Raw genomic sequence first — 18,635 nt, 5'->3', positions numbered from 1 at the left:
TTTATACCTTATCTTTTTTTTGCTGCCCTCTAAGGTCTCTTCTTAAATATGTTTTTAGCTTATCCTGAATGTAAAAACTCGATTTCTTTGAATTAATAAGTAACACACCTTCAAGCATGAAGTATTCACGATACCGATTTTGCTGAGCAATATTTTTCAACTTCTCTGACATTGGATAAAAAATAAATCTGGCCAAAGAAATACCATACAATGTTGTAATTAATGCTGCCGCAAGACCAGGCCCCATACCGGAAGGGTTTTCTAATTGACCTAACATTACTACCAAACCAAACAGTGTACCAAACATCCCAAATGAAGGTGCCGCTCCACCCATAGCACGTAGAACATCAACTACTACCATTTTACGGAAGTAATGCTCTTCAATACTTACTCCTGCAAATTCCTTGATCTCATCATTGGTATAATTCGTATTTATCAAAGAAAAAAAATACCCGGTTACTTCATCTCCATTCTCTTTTTCCAACGAGCTCATTGCCTTTATTCGGTTTGCTTTAACCTGATCACTCCATTCAAGAATATTATTCAGATCTTCACTTAGCTTTTTATGTGATATTCTGGATTGGTTGAACAAATAAAACACACTAACCAGTGCCTGCCCCACATATTTAGGCTGATAAGTAATAAATGCAGCATTTAAAACCCCACCAAGAACTATAAACAAACTTGGGATATTCAAAAACTGATATTTACTTAACGTAGGAATCGAGTTTATATATCCTGTAGCACCGGTGATTTCTGTGACTCCAAAAATTAAAATCCCTACACTAAAAAATACTCCTAAAATATTTGTAAGCGATAATCTCATTGTTCTGTATCCCCTTTTATATCTTTAATAATATCTTCAAGTTCAGGAATATTCGGTATCATGATATCAGGATTCATTTTAACTGCTTTATCCCAGTTTTCTCTGGTCGCTGATTTTCTATTCAACATAAAATAGATCGTCCCTTTAAGGCCATAAGCGTCTGCAGTTTCCTGAACTCTTAGTGATTCGTTCACCTTTAGTAAAGCTTCGTTGTACTCTCCTTTGTAAAACAGATCCTGAGCTGCCCTGAATGAGGACAGTAATTTTTGCATATCAACTGCCCGTTGTTTTATAAGTGTAGAATCAGCAATAGTGATAGTATCTTTCTCCGCCGGACTCATTCCACTAAGATCCAGAAAAAAGTCTTCTTTGTTTGGATCTAGTGTTACTTCCAAATCTGTATTCTTGTTCTTGTAGATAACTTTTATTGAATTTGAAACCCTGCTCTCACCGGCTTCTTCCTTAACTAAAGAAGAAGAATCCTCTGCTGGTGTTTCAGGCGTAATTCCCGCTGAGCTACTCTCTTCAGGTGTTTGCTCTGTTGTAGCACAACCGGTAATAGCTAAACAAACCACAGCTACGGCTGCTATAATAAGTTTTGTTCTAAAATCTAAAGACACATTGTAAGCCATAACTTAACCGATTAAATGTTATACTTTGATTTACGTCTTTCTGCCTTAGCTCATCACCTGATATTATATTTCTGGCATATAGTGCTACTGATATTGATTCTGTGAAATTAAATTGTAATCCCGGTGATATCGTAAAAATACTGCCTTCATACTTTGTTAGTGCAAAACGAACATCAGCGTCAAGAGTAAGCAACAAACGATTTGCATTTATTGACTCGTTCTCTTCTCCCAAACCATAGTGAAAAACAACACCGAGATTTAACAATGTAGCATTGTATAGACTATCTTGGGTTCCTTTATAAATGTTTAATCCACTCCTGATCCCAAAATAAGAAGAAACAGAATTATCAATGGGCTGCCGGAAAGTTACAGATGCATTAAAATTAAGTATTTGTTGTTCAGCGTCTGTAGTAATGCTGTCTACTTTAAAACTCTCCCCAATAATTGTTTCTACCCCTACATTTATAAAGATAAGTTTCCCTTTATCTATATCCTCTTTTGGAAATACCTGATTTGATATAAGAGTTTTCACCCAAACAACTTCCTGAGATTCAGGTCTTATCATTCTTATATTAATTATAAAACCCTCTATAGCCTTTTTTTGAACAGAGACTTCAATTAATGCATGCAATGAGTACTTTTGAGCAGTTTCTAAAAGCAATTCACTATTGGACTCGGCAAGACTTCGCCCTTTCGTATTTGAAATTTGGATAGTAGAATCTCTTCCAAATATTTTGAGTTCATTCGTGGGCTTTAATTCAGGTGGGGATATAATGGTAAGAGCTGAATATTCCCTGAATGTTTGTTCTATACGAGAAACTATATATCCTACTGTTTCTTCTGACAGGTAATTTTCATTGTAGTTTAATCGGTACACCGTTACTCGCCTTACATCAGAAGGTATATCAGATGTCATATCCTGCAATTTAGCCACAGCTTTCTCTACCAAAACTGCATCAGACTGTGCAAATACATTTCTACCCATCAGAGAAATGAAAAACAAAAATGCTATAACTCTAATAACAGGAAGTACTTTAACATTCATTTTCTACCCCCTGCTTTTGAGAACTTTTCTTATTAGTAAAAGAATATTCTTTTTGGCCCCTTCAATTTCAATGGATGTGAATTCCTGATTATTCTTTAATTCACTTAAAATGAGTTCCTTTTCACGATCAGGTCTGACACTCAATATTTTAGCCTTTACAGGTTCTTTTGCATTATAGAGAGCTTTTATTAAATCATCGGTGGTCGAATCTTCTAAAGCAGTCTGAAGAATCTCATCGTTAACATTTGGGATGTCATCAAAAGCTACAAAGTACTTCCGTATTTTCTTGGCGAGATTCAAATCCTTCTCTGCTATTGAGTTAACAAAACTCTGCTGTTCCGTTACAGGTAAATTATCAATGGTATCCAGAATGCTCTCAACACCATCAGCGGCCACATATTTCATATCTGAAACTGTAAGAGCCTTGTGAGAAAAATGAGCAGCTACTTTCTTGTAAATTGAGATTGGTATGTTTGCTATTTTTCCCATTTTAAGAACAATAGGAATTCTCTTATTCTCATCCAGTTTTTGTAACACGAAGCTTGATCTGTCACCGGATAGCTGAGCAAGTAAAATCGCAATCATTTCATCCGACTCTCCTCTAATAAGATGCAAAAGCTGCTGATTAGTAAGCTGATTCAGAAATTCAAAAAGGTGATTATCATCATCTCCTTTATTTTTTGATACTTTTAGAGCTAATAATTTCTTCTTGAACTCAGTAACTTCTTCTGCTTTTTCACTGACCGGTATCGTTTCTATGTTCGTTAATCCGAACAGAATTGAATCATGTATCTTATCGTCAAGGTAAGGTTGAAGAACATCTATAATCTTTGGGTCGGTACTGAATATTGCTCGTACAGCTTTTACAAGACCTTCATCTTCATTATCATTTATCAGATCTTCGATTAATTTTGCAATTGTTTCGGGCTGACTAACCGTTCTGTTAATGATGAACATCTTCTCTTCTTCGAATTTCGCCTGTTTATCATTTTTAAACTCTCTCAGTTCGTCTTTCGGTCTCTCATCTGATTCTAAACTTGCCTGAAGATTTTTTAATTCTTCGCTTACAGCACTATAGTCTTGATTTTCAGAGTTTGATCTCTTCATTAGTGCCCAAATCAGAAGAGCTATTGCAAGGATAAATAAACCAAGTATCACATACATCAAGTGTTTAGGATTATTCCAATCTATACCTAAAAATTTATTTTCCGCTAACTCAACTCCATCATTTGATTGGCCTATAAATACAGTATCCGCTTTTGTTGTTGCAGTTAAAGTAGTTCCTCTTTGTTGATTTGGAAATATTTTTCTCTCTACTGTTACGATATCACCCCGAAATCGATCGGCATTTGCAACCATTCCTGCCATTTCATTTATAAACTCCGAGTCTTCCTGTGTATAGGATGTATCTATAAGGATGCGTATGGTAAGCTGATTCAATCTGAAACTGGAGTTAAAACCAGTAACTTTTATACTATCTCTGCCCGTTCTGGTAGCTTTTAAACCGGGAGGTATTACGGGTAAACCCGGAAGGTTTTCTATCTCAAGAGGAGGTAATTCTTCCACTACTTCGTATTCACTGGCTACCAACACCCGCTCAACCTCAGCTTGAACATCCACCAAAAAAGAGCCGTTTTCATAATACTCTGAAAGAGCATTTTCGAGCACTATTTCGTAATAACGCTCATATTTAGTTTCTTCTGATTGTTTATCAGGTGAATTCGAATTGCTTCTGGGAATTTGAGCAATAGAATTATTAAGGGTAAAAAACCCTAATAAAAGTATGAAACTTATTGATCTTCTCATTTCACCCCCCGATCTGTAGATAATATTTCAACAAAAAGTTATCCACAATTTTGTTGAATCAGATTTTTTATTAATTCTTGACAACAATAATATTATTTATTGATTTAAGCTAATTTTTTTAACTCTTTTTGCTTGAAGTTCAAAGTTATCAACATCTAACGTCTTCTATTTGATATTTTATAATGGGTCTTTAAATAAATAAGCCCCTTCATTTCTAAAGGGGCTTGGTATCGATCATCAGTAAGATATATTCCCGAAAAAAATGTACAAGAACTTTAGTGATTATAGCTCCGGTTATTTCATATTCAAAACAAGGAGGACTGAGTTGGTGAGTCTCCATTATTAATCTCAAAGCTAATTGTTTGCATGTAATAATAAGGTGATCTCAATTTCCTTATCTACTAAAGTACGATCCGCCCAGCTTCCTTTATATCCAATATTCCAATTAAATCTGTCGAATTCTAGTTTAGAACTTATTGATCTAATTTCTGAATTGTCTCGTCTTATTTCCAGATAAACTGTGATTCTATCTTTTACATCGCGTATAGAAAGCTCGCCTTCTACGGTTATATTCTGTTTCTCTTTTTTAAGTACCTTCAAAATCAGAAATTCTGCTTCAGGATATTTTTCAACTCCAAAAAAGTCATCACTTTTTAAATGATTGTTTAATCTTCTTCTTGGAATTGGTTCACGTTTAGGAATATCTGTAACCGAAATAGAATTCATATCAAAAACTATTTTACCGCCATAAAACTCTCCATCTTTTGTTTCAAAATGCCCGCTTTTTATAGATATAATTCCCTCGTGTTTTCCTAAACCTCTCATTTTAGTTCCTTTCCATTTCACTTCAGACTCTTTGATATCAATGGGTACTTGCACGATTTCCTGTGCTACACTTAACTGTGATAGAAATAGAAACACTGCCATTACTAATATTAACTTATTCATAGTTTGGAATATTTAAGCCTAGGATTATGTCTCTTTCCGCAATAAGCAGATCACCTTTCTTTGTTAACTCTATTATTCCATTTCCGCCCCGCGGATTTTTTCTCTCTCTATCCGCTTCACTCAGTAGTGGATCATCAGCGAATTCAATTGCATCGATATAATATTCATTTTTATCCGGCTCTTTGATGGTGAAATGAACATGAGCAGCCTGGGTTCTTCCCGGATAGGAACCCGGTTTAAATGTATAGAACGCATAGTGGCCAAGTTCATTTGTTTTGACCCATCCCCGGTAAATACCATGATAGCTGGCAAAGCCCGTTTCATCACCTTTCTTTTCGTAAACACCCTTCTGATTTGTCTGATATATATAGATGATCACATCTTTTGCCGGCGTTATACCATCTAATTTATATACAGTGCCTTGAATTTTCATTTTTTGAGAATGGTTTTCAAAGTTAGGCAGGGTATCGATTGCAGATAGTTCTTTACTTCCATAATCCAAGGCGGCTTCGCAACCTTCACAAGGACCTCCTACGATACTTGAAGATTGTGATTGTGCACATGTCACCCCACTGGCTAGAGTGAAAAATATCAAAAGGTATAGCTTCATTTATATGAGATTTGTTGGAATTCATCTCATTATCGCTATTGTGACACCTTCAACAAACCCTGATAAGCTAAGACGTGTAATTAATACTCTAAGGTGATAATCAAAAAAAACGGCTATTCAGTTTATCTTTATAATTTCGACTTAAGCGCAACTCTTTTCCCCCTTTCATCAAAACATCATAATCACCATTTAGTCTTGAAACCAACTTTTCTATTTCTAAAACATTTACAATAGTGGAGCGATGTATTCGTACGAAGTTTGAATTGTCTAATTCTTTCAGAATTTCCTTTAATGTAGAACTGTGAAGAAACTTTCCTTCCTCGGTATGTATTGAAATGTATGGTTTATCTGAGCTGATCCATTTTATCTCAGAAACGTTGATTGGGATAATTTTTTTACCCTCTCTTACTGTGATAATCTTAACCTTTTTATCTCTCTTTAATTTTTCGTTTGTTCGATATATGTATTCTGCCACCCAAATTGCCAGAACATAAAACAAGAAGCCTATTCCTAAGTAATTTATCAGTTTTGTGGTAATAAGCTGCCAAACTGTTATTCGAAACCCAAACCAAGCGGTACCAAGACTTGAGATCAAAACAGATGAACTTAGAACCTGTACTGCAAACAATGAAGCAATTATCAAGATCAATAATAGAACTCGATATACAGACTTGATTGATGCTTGAGAGAGTTTATTATGCAGAAAAAAAATTATGTAGGAGAATGGAATAAAGAATAACCAAAAGATCTTAAATAGAAGCACTTCCCTTAAATAGAAACCTGTATTATTGATTTCTGAAAAAAGAAAATCCTGAAAAATAGCACTGGCAGTAACTAATAAAGCTGCTAATGCAAAGAAATGATTTGCCTTATTCTTATTTAAAGCGAACCACTTTTCTATTTTTCCTAATTTTTGATATGCAATCAACTTTCCCATAGCACAGATTACTAATTAGAGACTAGCAAAACAAAAATCACTTTATTAAATCAAGTTAGAAAATAGGCTTTCATAAAAAAAGCCCCTTCATTTCTGAAGGGGCTTTTCAATTTATCTTAGATAAAAGTTAATTGGAGAAAGCCTAAGCTTCTGTTTTCTCCTCATCGCTTCCGCCCAGAGTTTCAAATATCTCTGCAACTTCTGCGTCACTTTCATCAACTTCCTCAGTAGGTCCAACGATAAGATCATTGTACTCACGAAGACCGGTACCGGCTGGTACTTTGTGTCCAACAACTACGTTTTCTTTCAGTCCACGTAAGAAGTCTTTCTTAGCTTCAATAGAAGCCTGAGTAAGTACCTTCGTTGTTTCCTGGAAAGAAGCAGCTGATAACCAACTTTCAGTAGAAAGTGCAGCTCTCGTAATACCCAATAAAATTGGTCGAGAAATTGCAGGTTCAGCTTCACGAGTTTGGATCTCTTCTTTGCCTTCTTTGATCAATTCGTTGTTGATGTCTCTTACCTGACGACGATCAAGGATCTTTCCTTTCTTAAGCTCACTGCCACCTTCTTCGGTTACAACAAACTTACCGATCAATTCGTCATTTCTGGTATTAACTTCAAAACGATCAACTTTATCGCCTTCTAGGAACATTGTATCGCCCGGATCAGTGATCTCAACTTTCTGCATCATCGTGCTAACAATAACCTCGATATGCTTATCATTGATCTTCACACCCTGTAAACGGTAAACTTCCTGAATCTCATTCACTAAGTACGATTGTACAGCGTATGGCCCTAGAATGTTTAGAATGTCCTGTGCAGGAATTGTACCATCAGATAATGGCTGACCTGCTTTCACAAAGTCGTTGGTTTGTACAAGAATATGCTTACTCAAAGAGATCAAGTACTTCTTCTCATCAGTACCGTCTTTTGATTTAACAAATACTTCCTGAGAACCACGCTTACGGCCTCCCATTTCAACAATACCATCTATCTCAGAAACTACTGCCGGCTCACTTGGAGAACGAGCTTCAAAAAGCTCAGTCACACGAGGAAGACCCGCTGTAATATCTTTAGATTTAGATGCTGCTCTAGGAATCTTAGCGATTACCTGACCTGCAGAAACTTTCTCACCATTGTCGATAGCTACGTGAGTATCAACAGGAAGAGTACTTTCGCGGATCACATCTTTTGCACCTTTAACAACTAGTGTTGGTACAAGAGATCTATCCTTGGAGTCAGTAATAACTTTTTCACGGTGACCTGTTTGAGCATCAGTATCATCGGTAGAAGTAACTCCATCGATAATATCTTTGTACTCAACGGTACCATCAATTTCAGAGAAGATCAGTGCGTTGTATGGATCCCACTTACAAAGCTGTGCTCCTTTTGGAACCATATCGCCTTCTTCAACCATCATCTCGCTACCATAAGGTACGTTATAGCTGATTAAGACTTGACCTTCGTCATTAACAATTTTCAATTCACCTGCACGGCTCAATACAATGTTGTGCTCTTCTTCGCCATCATTATATTCTACAACACGTACATTTTCGAATTCAACTTTACCGTCGAATTTAGTTTTATGTTGTGAATCTGCCTCAAGACGAGAAGCCGTACCACCAACGTGGAAAGTACGAAGTGTAAGCTGTGTACCAGGCTCACCAATTGATTGAGCAGCGATAACACCAACGGCCTCACCTTTCTCAACAACAGTTCCGCGAGCTAAGTCACGACCATAACATTTTGCACAAACACCACGACCGGTTTCACAAGTAAGTACCGAACGGATATCCACTTCTTCAATAGAAGTTTCAGCAATTTTCTTAGCTACTCCTTCATCGATCATCTGGTTTGCTTCGCAGATAAGATCATCTGTGATCGGATCATGAATATCATGCAGAGAGAAACGACCGATAATACGATCTTCCAATCTTTCGATGATATCTTCATTATCCTTAAGAGCTGACATCTTGATACCACGAAGAGTACCGCAATCATCTTCAGTAATGATCACATCCTGAGAAACGTCAACAAGACGACGAGTTAAGTAACCTGCATCAGCAGTTTTAAGTGCGGTATCGGCAAGACCTTTACGAGCACCGTGAGTAGAGATAAAGTACTCAAGTACCGAAAGTCCCTCTTTGAAAGAAGAAAGAATCGGATTCTCAATTACTTCGTTACCCTGCTGCATTGAACTCTTTTGAGGCTTAGCCATCAAACCACGCATACCACCTAACTGACGAATCTGCTCTTTAGAACCACGGGCTCCGGAGTCAGCCATCATATATACCGGGTTGAAACCTTCACGATCTTCTTGAAGAGCCGTGAACAGAGTTTCAGAAACTCGGTTAGTAGTACTTGTCCACTTATCAATTACCTGATTGTAGCGTTCATTATCTGTAATGAAACCCATTTCGTAACGACCCTGAATGTCAGTTACTTCGTCTTTGGCTCCATCAATCAATTTTGCTTTAGCATCCGGGATGATGATGTCGTCAAGGCTGAATGAAAGTCCACCAAGAGTAGCGTTTTCGTAACCAAGTTTTTTCATTTCATCAAGGAATGCAGCACAACGTGAAGTTCCAACAATAGAATGGATATCACCAATCAGAACTCTAAGCTCTTTTTTACCGAGAGTTTTGTTCATGAACCCGATTTCTTCAGGCACGATCTGATTGAAGATCACACGTCCTGTAGAAGTTTTAACTACTTCTTTTACAGTTTCGCCTTCTTCGTTGACTACATCAACACGAACATTAATTTTTGCATGCAGATCGATCTGTCCCTGATCAAAAGCGACAAGAACCTCATCCATATCTGAGAAAGTCTTTCCTTCTCCTTTCTTGCCATTTGCAGGCTTAGTAAGGAAGTAAAGACCCAAGATCATATCCTGAGACGGAACTGCAATAGGTCCACCACTTGCAGGACTCATAATGTTATGAGAACCAAGCATCAATACAGAAGCTTCAAGCACTGCATCATGGCTAAGTGGTAAGTGAACCGCCATCTGGTCACCATCGAAATCGGCGTTGAATGCCGTACACGCTAGTGGGTGAAGACGGATCGCTTTTTCCTCGATAAGCACCGGCTGGAACGCTTGAATACCTAAACGGTGAAGCGTTGGAGCACGGTTAAGCATTACCGGGTGTCCATCAATTACATTTTCAAGTACTTCCCAAACCACCGCATCTCTGCGATCAACTACTTTCTTCGCACTCTTAACGGTTTTAACATAACCGCGTTCGATCAATCGGCGAATAATGAATGGTTTGTAAAGCTCGACTGCCATTTCTTTTGGAAGGCCACACTCATGCATTTTGAGTTCCGGTCCTACCACAATTACAGAACGACCTGAATAATCAACACGCTTACCAAGAAGGTTTTGACGGAAACGACCGCTTTTACCTTTCAACATGTCGCTAAGAGATTTTAGCGGACGATTGTTGTTTCTAACTGCGTTTGATTTTCTTGAGTTGTCATATAAAGAATCAACCGCTTCCTGAAGCATACGCTTCTCATTTCGAAGAATTACATCAGGAGCTTTAATGTCCATCAATCTCTTCAAACGGTTGTTTCTGATGATCACTCTTCTGTATAGATCGTTAAGATCAGAAGTAGCAAATCTACCACCTTCAAGAGGTACAAGAGGACGTAGTTCCGGTGGAATTACCGGGATCACACTCTGGCACATCCACTCTGGCTTGTTTTCTGTGTGCTCTGCAGCAGCACGGAAAGACTCAATAACCTGAAGGCGTTTTAGTTTCTTTTTCTTACGCATCTGTGAAGTCTCATGCTTCACTTCGTAGCGTAATTGGTAAGCTAATTCATCAAGATCAAGATCAGCAAGCATAGCAGCTAGTGCATCTGCTCCTTCTTTTACTATGAACTTATCTTCGTCGTCGTTATCAAGTTCGTAGTTATCTTCCGGAAGCTGATCAAGAATATCGTATTTCTCTTCTTCAGAGATCATATCACCTTTAGCGTAACCCAAATCACGAGCTACACCAGGATTGATGATCACGAAAGTTTCGTAATAAACGATCTTATCAAGATTCTTAGAAGACATACCTAATAGGTATGCGATCTTGTTTGGTAAAGATTTGAAATACCAAATGTGTACTACAGGAACGGTTAGGGTAATATGACCCATTCGCTCACGACGAACAGCTTTTCTTGTTACTTCAACACCGCAACGATCACAGATAATGCCTTTGTAGCGAATACGCTTGTATTTACCGCAATGGCACTCATAATCTTTAACCGGACCGAAGATCTTTTCACAGAAAAGACCATCCATCTCAGGCTTAAAGGTTCTGTAGTTTATTGTTTCTGGTGTTAAGACTTCACCGTGCGAACGTGACAAAATTGTCTCAGCCGAAGCAAGTGATACTCCGATACTGTTAAAGTCGTTGGTAACTGTTAATGTTTTTGTTATTGGCAAGGGTATTCCTCCATTAAATAATTAACAGTGATTATTGAATATGTATTTCAAGCCCGAGACCCATAAGCTCTCGAAGCAATACTTTGAATGATTCAGGCACATCACCATCAGGAAGGTTCTCACCTTTAACGATAGCTTCATATACTTTTGAACGCCCTTTCACATCATCACTTTTTACAGTGAGCATTTCTTTCAGGATACTTGAAGCACCATAAGCATATAGTGCCCAAACCTCCATTTCACCAAGTCGCTGACCACCAAACTGAGCTTTACCACCCAATGGCTGTTGCGTAATTAATGAGTATGGCCCAATAGAACGAGAGTGCATCTTATCTTGAACCAAGTGATTCAACTTGATCATGTAGATGTAACCTACTGTCGTCTTTTGAGAGAAAGCTTCACCGGTACGACCGTCGTAAAGATTTACACGACCATCTTCAGGTAATCCTGCTTCCTTTAATTTTCCTTTTACGTCATCCATGCTTGCTCCATCAAAAATCGGAGAAGCGAAAGTAACGCCAAGTTTCTTAGCTGCCCAACCTAGGATCGTTTCATAGATCTGACCAAGGTTCATACGAGAAGGTACACCAAGTGGGTTCAGACAGATATCTACAGGAGTACCATCAGCCATAAACGGCATGTCTTCCTGTGGTACGATCTTAGCAACAACACCTTTGTTACCGTGACGTCCCGCCATCTTATCACCTACCTGAAGCTTACGCTTCTTAGCAACGTAGATCTTAGCTTTTTGGATGATTCCAGGAGGTAGTTCGTCTCCTACTTGGATTGCAAACGTACGACGCTTAGCCTCACTGTCGATCTTACGACGAAGGTCACGATAGTTAGCAAACAGTAGTCTTACTTTTTCTACCAAATCCTGATCTGTAGCCCAGTCAATATTCTCATTGATATTTACCGGATCTAATTCTTCAAATACTGATTTTTTATACTTCTCACCTTTTGGAATCAACTCATAATTACTGTAGTTGAGTACTCCAGGAGAAGTTTTATCTCTTAGTAGAGAATACATTTTATCAGCCCATTGCTGATTCAATTCTGCAAGTTTTTCAGCATGTCTTTCCTGCTCTTGCTCTACTCTTTTCTTCTCTTCTTTTCTTGAGATTAACTCATCGCGCTTACGGCTGAAAAGCTTAGTGTTGATAATGGTTCCTGAAACGCCCGGAGGTGTTTTCAAAGAAGCATCTTTTACATCACCGGCTTTATCACCAAAGATTGCGCGAAGAAGTTTTTCTTCCGGTGTTGGATCTGTTTCACCTTTTGGAGTGATCTTACCAACAAGAATGTCGCCCGGATTAATTTTTGCTCCAACTCGGATAATGCCTTTTTCATTAAGGTTACGAGTTGCTTCTTCACTTACGTTAGGAATCTCACGAGTAAGCTCTTCTTCACCACGCTTAGTGTCACGAACTTGTTGTTCGAATTCTGTAATGTGGATAGAAGTATAGATATCGTCTTGAACAATGCGCTCACTTACAACGATTGCATCCTCAAAGTTATAACCTCTCCAAGGCATGAAAGCCACGAGTAAGTTACGACCAAGAGCAAGCTCTCCACCGTCTGTTGAACAACCATCAGCAATAGCCTGTCCTTTTTTAACCTTATCGCCTACTTTTACAATAGCACGTTGGTTAGTACAGGTATCCTGATTTGTTCTGCTGAATTTTTCAAGCTCATACGTTTTAATACCGCCATCAAAATAGCAATGTTGATCCAACTCATCTCTTTCGTACTTGATACGAATTTCAGTTGAGCTTACGTATACAACTTCACCTTTAGCATCAGCAGTAATAATAGCACGAGAATCACGAGCCGCTCTGTGCTCCAATCCTGTACCTACAACCGGCGCTTCTGGTCTTAACAATGGAACTGCTTGACGTTGCATGTTCGAGCCCATCAAGGCACGGTTTGCATCATCATGTTCAATAAAAGGAATCAATGCAGCTGCAAGTGATGTGATCTGGTTTGTAGCCACATCCATATACTCGATCTCTTCTGCCTTAGCAACTAGATAGTTACCTTCGCGCATTCTTGAGAATACTGCATCGTTAGCAAAAGTGTTATTATCATCTAATTCAGCATTAGCCTGAGCAATTACTGTCTCATCTTCCTGCTCCGCTGCTAAATACTCAACACTTTTAGAAACTTTTTTGTCTTTAACTTTTCTGTAAGGTGTTTCAATAAAACCAAAATCATTCACTTTTGCATGAATACAAAGTGATGAGATCAGTCCAATGTTCGGACCTTCAGGAGTTTCAATTGGACAAAGTCGACCATAGTGAGTGTAGTGAACATCACGAACCTCAAAACCTGCACGCTCACGAGTTAGACCTCCAGGTCCAAGAGCAGACATACGACGCTTATGCGTTAATTCTGCCAATGGATTCGTTTGATCCATAAACTGTGATAGCTGGTTTGTACCAAAGAAAGTGTTAATTACACTAGAAATGGTACGAGCATTCACAAGATCCTGCGGAGTCAACTGCTCAGCATCACGAGAGTTCATTCTCTCTTTGATCGTTCTTGCCATTCTTGCAAGACCAATCGCAAATTGCTGTCCTAATTGCTCACCTACAGTTCTTACACGTCTGTTACTCAAATGATCAATATCATCAACTTGAGATTTCATATTCTTAAGACGAATAACTTCTGTGATAATAGCTACAATATCTTCCTTCAATAGATACTGTACATCTTCATTACCTTCTAAACGAAGTCGTTTGTTCAATCTGTAACGACCAACTTCACCCAGATCATATTTCTTATCACTAAAGAATAATCTTTCGAGGATAGAACGAGCAGTTTCAGGATCAGGCATTTCACCGGATCTGATTTGCTGATAAACTTCCCCAAGTGCAGAAGTTTCATCCCAGGTTGGATCTTTACGAAGCGTATTCATCATTACTGAACGCTCAGATTCTTCTGAAGTAATCTTCTGAACAAGAACAGTTTTCTGATCAACTTCACCGAACATTCCGTAATCATCTTCAGTCAATTCATGATCACGTTCAAAAATGATCTTACGGTTTAATGCTTCTGTAACTTCACCTGTCTCATCATCAACAACTTCTTCCATCTCTTCAACGATGATGTTCTGAGCAAGTCGCTTACCAACAAGGTTCTTCTTGAAGTTTGCTTTAGTTCCAACTTTTACATCTTCAGATAATTCAAACAGACTCAATAAGTCCATATCTGTTGAATACCCAAGAGCACGTAACAATGTTGTAGCAGGAATCTTTTTCTTACGATCGATATAAGCCCAGAGCACATCTCTGATATCAGTTGTAAATTCGATCCATGATCCCTTAAAAGGAATTACACGAGCTGAATATAGTTGAGTACCATTAGGGTGAACTGATTGGCCAAAAAATACGCCCGGCGAACGGTGTAACTGAGATACAATCACACGCTCAGCGCCATTTATAATAAATGTACCACGATCTGTCATCCATGGTAAGTCACCCAAAAATACTTCCTGTTCAATTGTTTCGCTGGCTTCATCACTATCATCAACAGATGATAATCTGAGCTTTGCTTTCAATGGAACTGAATAGGTTAATCCACGATCCTGACATTCTTTGATAGTATACCTTGGAACATCAACATTGTAGTATAAAAATTCGAGTATATGAGTTTCTCTGGTATCCTGAATTGGGAAATTTTCCAAGAAAATTCTTTGCAGCCCTTGATTAGCACGCTCATTTGGTGCAATATCAAGCTGAACGAATTTCTCGAACGATTCTAATTGGATATCCAGGAAATCAGGATATTCTAAAACTTCTTTTGTTCGCCCAAAAGATTGGCGATCCGTATTTGGAATAGTTTGCATCTTCTTGCTCAAAAGGAACCTCTCCTTTTTGTTGAAGGTAAATTAAACGGTAAAAACCCTATAAATAACAGGGTTAAGTAATATAGACGCCAATAGCCAATACCGTTTTCACGATATCGGCTACGTGCGAATATTGTAAAAAAGCTTATTTAAGCTCTACTGTAGCTCCAGCTTCTTCAAGCTTAGCTTTGATCTCTTCAGCTTCTGCCTTAGCAATACCTTCTTTGATAGTGTTAGGCGCGCCATCAACAAGTTCTTTAGCTTCTTTAAGCCCAAGACCAGTGATTCCGCGAACTTCTTTGATCACAGCGATTTTCTTTCCACCAGCAGCTTCAAGAACTACATCAAACTCAGTTTGCTCTTCAGCACCAGCAGCGTCTCCGCCTCCGGCTGGTCCAGCAACAGCAACAGCTGCAGCTGCAGGTTTGATATCGTATTCTTCTTCAAGAACTTTTGCTAGTTCGTTTGCTTCTTTGATAGTTAGGTTGACAAGCTCTTCAGCTAGTTTATTAACGTCAGCCATTTTTATCTCCAGTTGTTTTTTAAAGTAAAATTTTTAATGTCTTGCGACATGTTGTATAAATATTATTCTTCGCCTTTTTCGGCAATAGTTTTCACAGCACCAACAAGGTTTGACCCTTGTGCAGTAAGCGCACTTACTACGGTTTGTGCAGGTGACATCAACAGACCAAGTATATCGCCAATAACTTCGTTTTTAGACTTCATTGCGGCGAGAGCTTCTAATTTATCAGAAGAATAGAATTCACCATCTATAAAAGCGGCTTTAAATTCTGGTTTCTTCTTATCCTTAGTAAACTCTTTTAATACTTTAGCCGGTGCGGACAATTCATCTTCAACGAATGCAAATGCATTTTGCTCTACTAAAGAAGGAAGTACTTTATCGTAGCCTCCAACTTCCTGCATAGCAAGTTTCATTAGCTTATTCTTGTAAACTTTGAAGAAGATATTTCCCTTGCGGAATTCTCCACGCAGTTCGTTAGCATCTGCCACAGACATACCGGTGTACTTAGTGATATAAATACCATTAGCACTATTAAGTTTTTCTGTGATTTCGTCTAAGACTGCTTTTTTTTCTGCAGTAGGCATAATTCTTAATTCCTCCTATTATAGGGATGTAACTGCGGTTCTACTTATAGGTATGCTTGGCCCCATAGTACTACTCATGAAAACTGATTTCACGTATAGTCCTTTAGCGGATGCAGGTCTTAAGCGCATTACAGTTGAAAGAAAAGCTTCAGCGTTTTCTTTAATTGCAGTTGCGTCAAAACTTATTTTACCTACGGATGTATGTAGAATTCCGAATTTATCAACACGAAAATCTATCTGTCCGGCTTTCACCGTTTTAACAGCGTCAGCTACATCCATAGTAACTGTTCCACTTTTTGGGTTTGGCATAAGCCCACGCGGTCCCAGGAATCTTCCCAGTTTACCGAGTTTTCCCATTGCATCAGGTGTAGCGATTATCACATCGATATCCGCCCAACCTTCTTCAATTTTTTTGATGTATTCGTCCATACCAACATGGTCGGCACCTGCTTCTCTGGCTTCATCTTGTTTTGCTTCGTTTACCAAAGCTAAAACTCGAACTTCTTTACCTGTACCATGAGGCAAGCTCACAGTTCCACGTACCATTTGATCGGCGTGTCGCGGATCAACACCTAAGCGGACATCAATATCCACCGAAGCATCGAAATTTCGGTTTGAAGTTTTTTTAACCAGATCACATGCTTCCTCCAGAGAATATTCAATCTCCGGATTAACTAATGCCACGGCTTGTTCGTATTTCTTTCCTTTTTTTGCCATAATCACAACTCCTTATTTATCGCGATTTACTCTTAGACCCATACTCCGAGCCGTTCCTGCAATCATTTCGGCACCAGCTTCAATGTCAAACGCATTTAAGTCTTCCATTTTTTCTTGTGCTATATCTTTGCATTGGCTCCAGGTAACTGTTCCAACCTTTTTAAGGTTAGGTTCACCCGATCCGGACTTTATTTTCGCAGCTTTCTTGAGCAATACTGGCGCTGGAGGTGTCTTTGTTTTAAATGAAAAAGACTTGTCAGCGTATACAGTAATCTCAACTGGAATTACAGTTCCGGCTTTTTCCTGAGTCTTAGCATTAAAGGCTTTACAAAACTCCATAATGTTAATTCCAGCCTGACCGAGAGCCGGTCCAACTGGGGGCGCAGGGTTTGCCTGTCCACCAACGATTTGGAGCTTCAGGATTCTTTCAACTTTTTTAGCCATGGATTATCAGGATCCTAAATGATTAGTAACTTCTGTTTGGTTGCGTAATAGCTAGCATCAACTAGTTTCTTTAATTTAAGTAGTGGATTCCACTTGGTTCACATCTACTTCTACAGGGGTTCGGCGTCCAAAAATGGAAACCATCACTCTCAGTTTTAACTTATCGGTGTTAACCTCCTGTACGGTGCCATCAAAATCTTTGAATGGACCGGAAATAACTTTTACGAGATCACCTTCACTAAATGGTATCTCAATATTTGCATTCTCTTCTCCACCTTCTCTAACACGTCCTATAATTCTTTGGACTTCATGCTTTTTCAGTGGATGCGGTACAGTTTGCGTCTTTCCTACTTTCAAAAATCCTAAGCAAGAAGGAGCGCTTTGTACTAAATTGTTTACCTCTTCATCATAATGGGTGTTGAGCAGTATATATCCCGGGAAAAAATTCTTTTCTCTTGTCTTCTTTTTTCCACCACGGATCTCAACAATGGTTTCAGTTGGAACAAGCACTTCTTTCACTTTATCCTCTAAACCTTGCTCTTCTATCTCACGCTCAAGAAAATCTCTTACTTTATTTTCATGACTGGAGAAACAACGTACTACATACCAATCATGTACTAGTTCAACACTCATGTTCTTAATTGTAAATGTATTCTAAAGCAGTACTATATACCTGATCAACACCAAATATAAATACAGATAGAATTATCGAGAAAACCACAACGATCATAGTACTGTCAATAAGTTCTTTCTGTGTAGGCCAAGCTACTTTCTTAAACTCACCTACAACACCGTCAAAAATTCCTGATAATTTAGCCATTATGCTTATTCGTTTTATTTAATTGCACGGGCGGAGAGACTCGAACTCCCGACACCTGGTTTTGGAGACCAGTGCTCTACCAACTGAGCTACGCCCGTTTATACACGGAAAAGTAGATGGCAAAAACCACCTACTTTTTTTCCGTAAATTCGCTTAGCTGGTAGTGCTTAGTCTAAAATTTTAGTTACCACACCAGCACCTACGGTACGTCCACCTTCGCGGATCGCAAAACGCAGGCCTTCTTCCATTGCTACCGGCTGGATCAGTGTTACGGAGAGCTTTACATTATCTCCCGGCATCACCATCTCCACTCCACTCGGAAGCTCACAGGAGCCCGTTACATCCGTTGTACGGAAGTAAAACTGTGGACGGTATCCTTTGAAGAATGGTGTGTGTCTTCCACCTTCATCTTTGCTTAGTACATATACCTCACAATCAAACTGCTTGTGTGG

General features: G+C 38.7%; 15 protein-coding genes, 1 tRNA gene and 1 pseudogene. All 17 read right to left on the bottom strand.

The annotated features are described in order from the left end of the window. Position 1 precedes the first annotated feature (1 nt). Positions 2-826 carry a motility protein A gene (locus tag A8B79_RS04310; protein WP_066218464.1) on the bottom strand — a complete coding sequence of 275 codons (825 nt, stop codon included), beginning with the start codon at positions 824-826 and terminating at the stop codon, positions 2-4. Then, positions 823-1,458 carry a hypothetical protein gene (locus A8B79_RS04305; RefSeq protein ID WP_066218459.1) on the bottom strand — a complete coding sequence of 212 codons (636 nt, stop codon included), beginning with the start codon at positions 1,456-1,458 and terminating at the stop codon, positions 823-825. The genes A8B79_RS04310 and A8B79_RS04305 overlap by 4 nt, the downstream gene beginning before the upstream one ends. After that, positions 1,430-2,503, bottom strand: coding sequence for a hypothetical protein (locus A8B79_RS04300; RefSeq protein WP_066218456.1), 1,074 nt, complete (start codon positions 2,501-2,503; stop codon positions 1,430-1,432). Before A8B79_RS04300 ends, A8B79_RS04305 begins: the two co-directional genes overlap by 29 nt. Before the next feature lie 3 nt (positions 2,504-2,506). Next, positions 2,507-4,309 (bottom strand): FliG C-terminal domain-containing protein, encoded by a 1,803-nt coding sequence (locus A8B79_RS04295; protein ID WP_066218453.1) that lies wholly within the window; start codon positions 4,307-4,309, stop codon positions 2,507-2,509. A gap of 354 nt (positions 4,310-4,663) precedes the next feature. Then, positions 4,664-5,257, bottom strand: coding sequence for a YceI family protein (locus tag A8B79_RS04290; protein WP_066218450.1), 594 nt, complete (start codon positions 5,255-5,257; stop codon positions 4,664-4,666). Next, positions 5,250-5,867 carry a dioxygenase family protein gene (locus A8B79_RS04285; protein ID WP_066218446.1) on the bottom strand — a complete coding sequence of 206 codons (618 nt, stop codon included), beginning with the start codon at positions 5,865-5,867 and terminating at the stop codon, positions 5,250-5,252. Before A8B79_RS04285 ends, A8B79_RS04290 begins: the two co-directional genes overlap by 8 nt. A 100-nt stretch (positions 5,868-5,967) precedes the next feature. After that, complete coding sequence (locus A8B79_RS04280; RefSeq protein WP_066218444.1) at positions 5,968-6,804, bottom strand: LytR/AlgR family response regulator transcription factor; 837 nt, start codon at positions 6,802-6,804, stop codon at positions 5,968-5,970. Between the two features lie 142 nt (positions 6,805-6,946). Further along, positions 6,947-11,248 carry a DNA-directed RNA polymerase subunit beta' gene (gene rpoC / locus A8B79_RS04275; RefSeq protein WP_066218439.1) on the bottom strand — a complete coding sequence of 1,434 codons (4,302 nt, stop codon included), beginning with the start codon at positions 11,246-11,248 and terminating at the stop codon, positions 6,947-6,949. 31 nt (positions 11,249-11,279) lie between these two features. Continuing rightward, complete coding sequence (gene rpoB / locus A8B79_RS04270) at positions 11,280-15,095, bottom strand: DNA-directed RNA polymerase subunit beta (protein WP_066218435.1); 3,816 nt, start codon at positions 15,093-15,095, stop codon at positions 11,280-11,282. Positions 15,096-15,240: 145 nt separating this feature from the next. Beyond that, the gene (rplL, locus tag A8B79_RS04265) at positions 15,241-15,618 is read right to left on the bottom strand and encodes a 50S ribosomal protein L7/L12 (RefSeq protein WP_066218432.1); all 378 of its coding nucleotides are present in this window, start codon (positions 15,616-15,618) and stop codon (positions 15,241-15,243) included. Positions 15,619-15,680: 62 nt separating this feature from the next. Continuing rightward, positions 15,681-16,202, bottom strand: a complete 522-nt coding sequence (rplJ, locus tag A8B79_RS04260; RefSeq protein WP_066218430.1) for a 50S ribosomal protein L10 — start codon at positions 16,200-16,202, stop codon at positions 15,681-15,683. A gap of 18 nt (positions 16,203-16,220) precedes the next feature. Continuing rightward, positions 16,221-16,919, bottom strand: coding sequence for a 50S ribosomal protein L1 (gene rplA, locus A8B79_RS04255; RefSeq protein ID WP_066218427.1), 699 nt, complete (start codon positions 16,917-16,919; stop codon positions 16,221-16,223). Between the two features lie 12 nt (positions 16,920-16,931). Beyond that, the gene (gene rplK / locus A8B79_RS04250) at positions 16,932-17,363 is read right to left on the bottom strand and encodes a 50S ribosomal protein L11 (protein WP_066218424.1); all 432 of its coding nucleotides are present in this window, start codon (positions 17,361-17,363) and stop codon (positions 16,932-16,934) included. A 75-nt stretch (positions 17,364-17,438) separates the two neighbouring features. Then, positions 17,439-17,996 (bottom strand): transcription termination/antitermination protein NusG, encoded by a 558-nt coding sequence (gene nusG / locus A8B79_RS04245; RefSeq protein WP_066218419.1) that lies wholly within the window; start codon positions 17,994-17,996, stop codon positions 17,439-17,441. 4 nt (positions 17,997-18,000) lie between these two features. Continuing rightward, a complete protein-coding gene (gene secE, locus A8B79_RS04240) occupies positions 18,001-18,183 on the bottom strand; it encodes a preprotein translocase subunit SecE (protein WP_066218416.1) in 183 nt (60 codons plus the stop codon). 25 nt (positions 18,184-18,208) lie between these two features. Beyond that, positions 18,209-18,281, bottom strand: a tRNA-Trp gene (locus tag A8B79_RS04235). A 69-nt stretch (positions 18,282-18,350) separates the two neighbouring features. Next, positions 18,351-18,635: pseudogene (gene tuf, locus A8B79_RS04230) on the bottom strand (elongation factor Tu); the annotation flags it as partial.

The organism is Balneola sp. EhC07 (genome assembly GCF_001650905.1).
In the GTDB taxonomy this organism is placed as follows: Bacteria; Bacteroidota; Rhodothermia; order Balneolales; family Balneolaceae; genus Balneola.
This window is presented reverse-complemented; position numbering and strand designations above follow the sequence as displayed.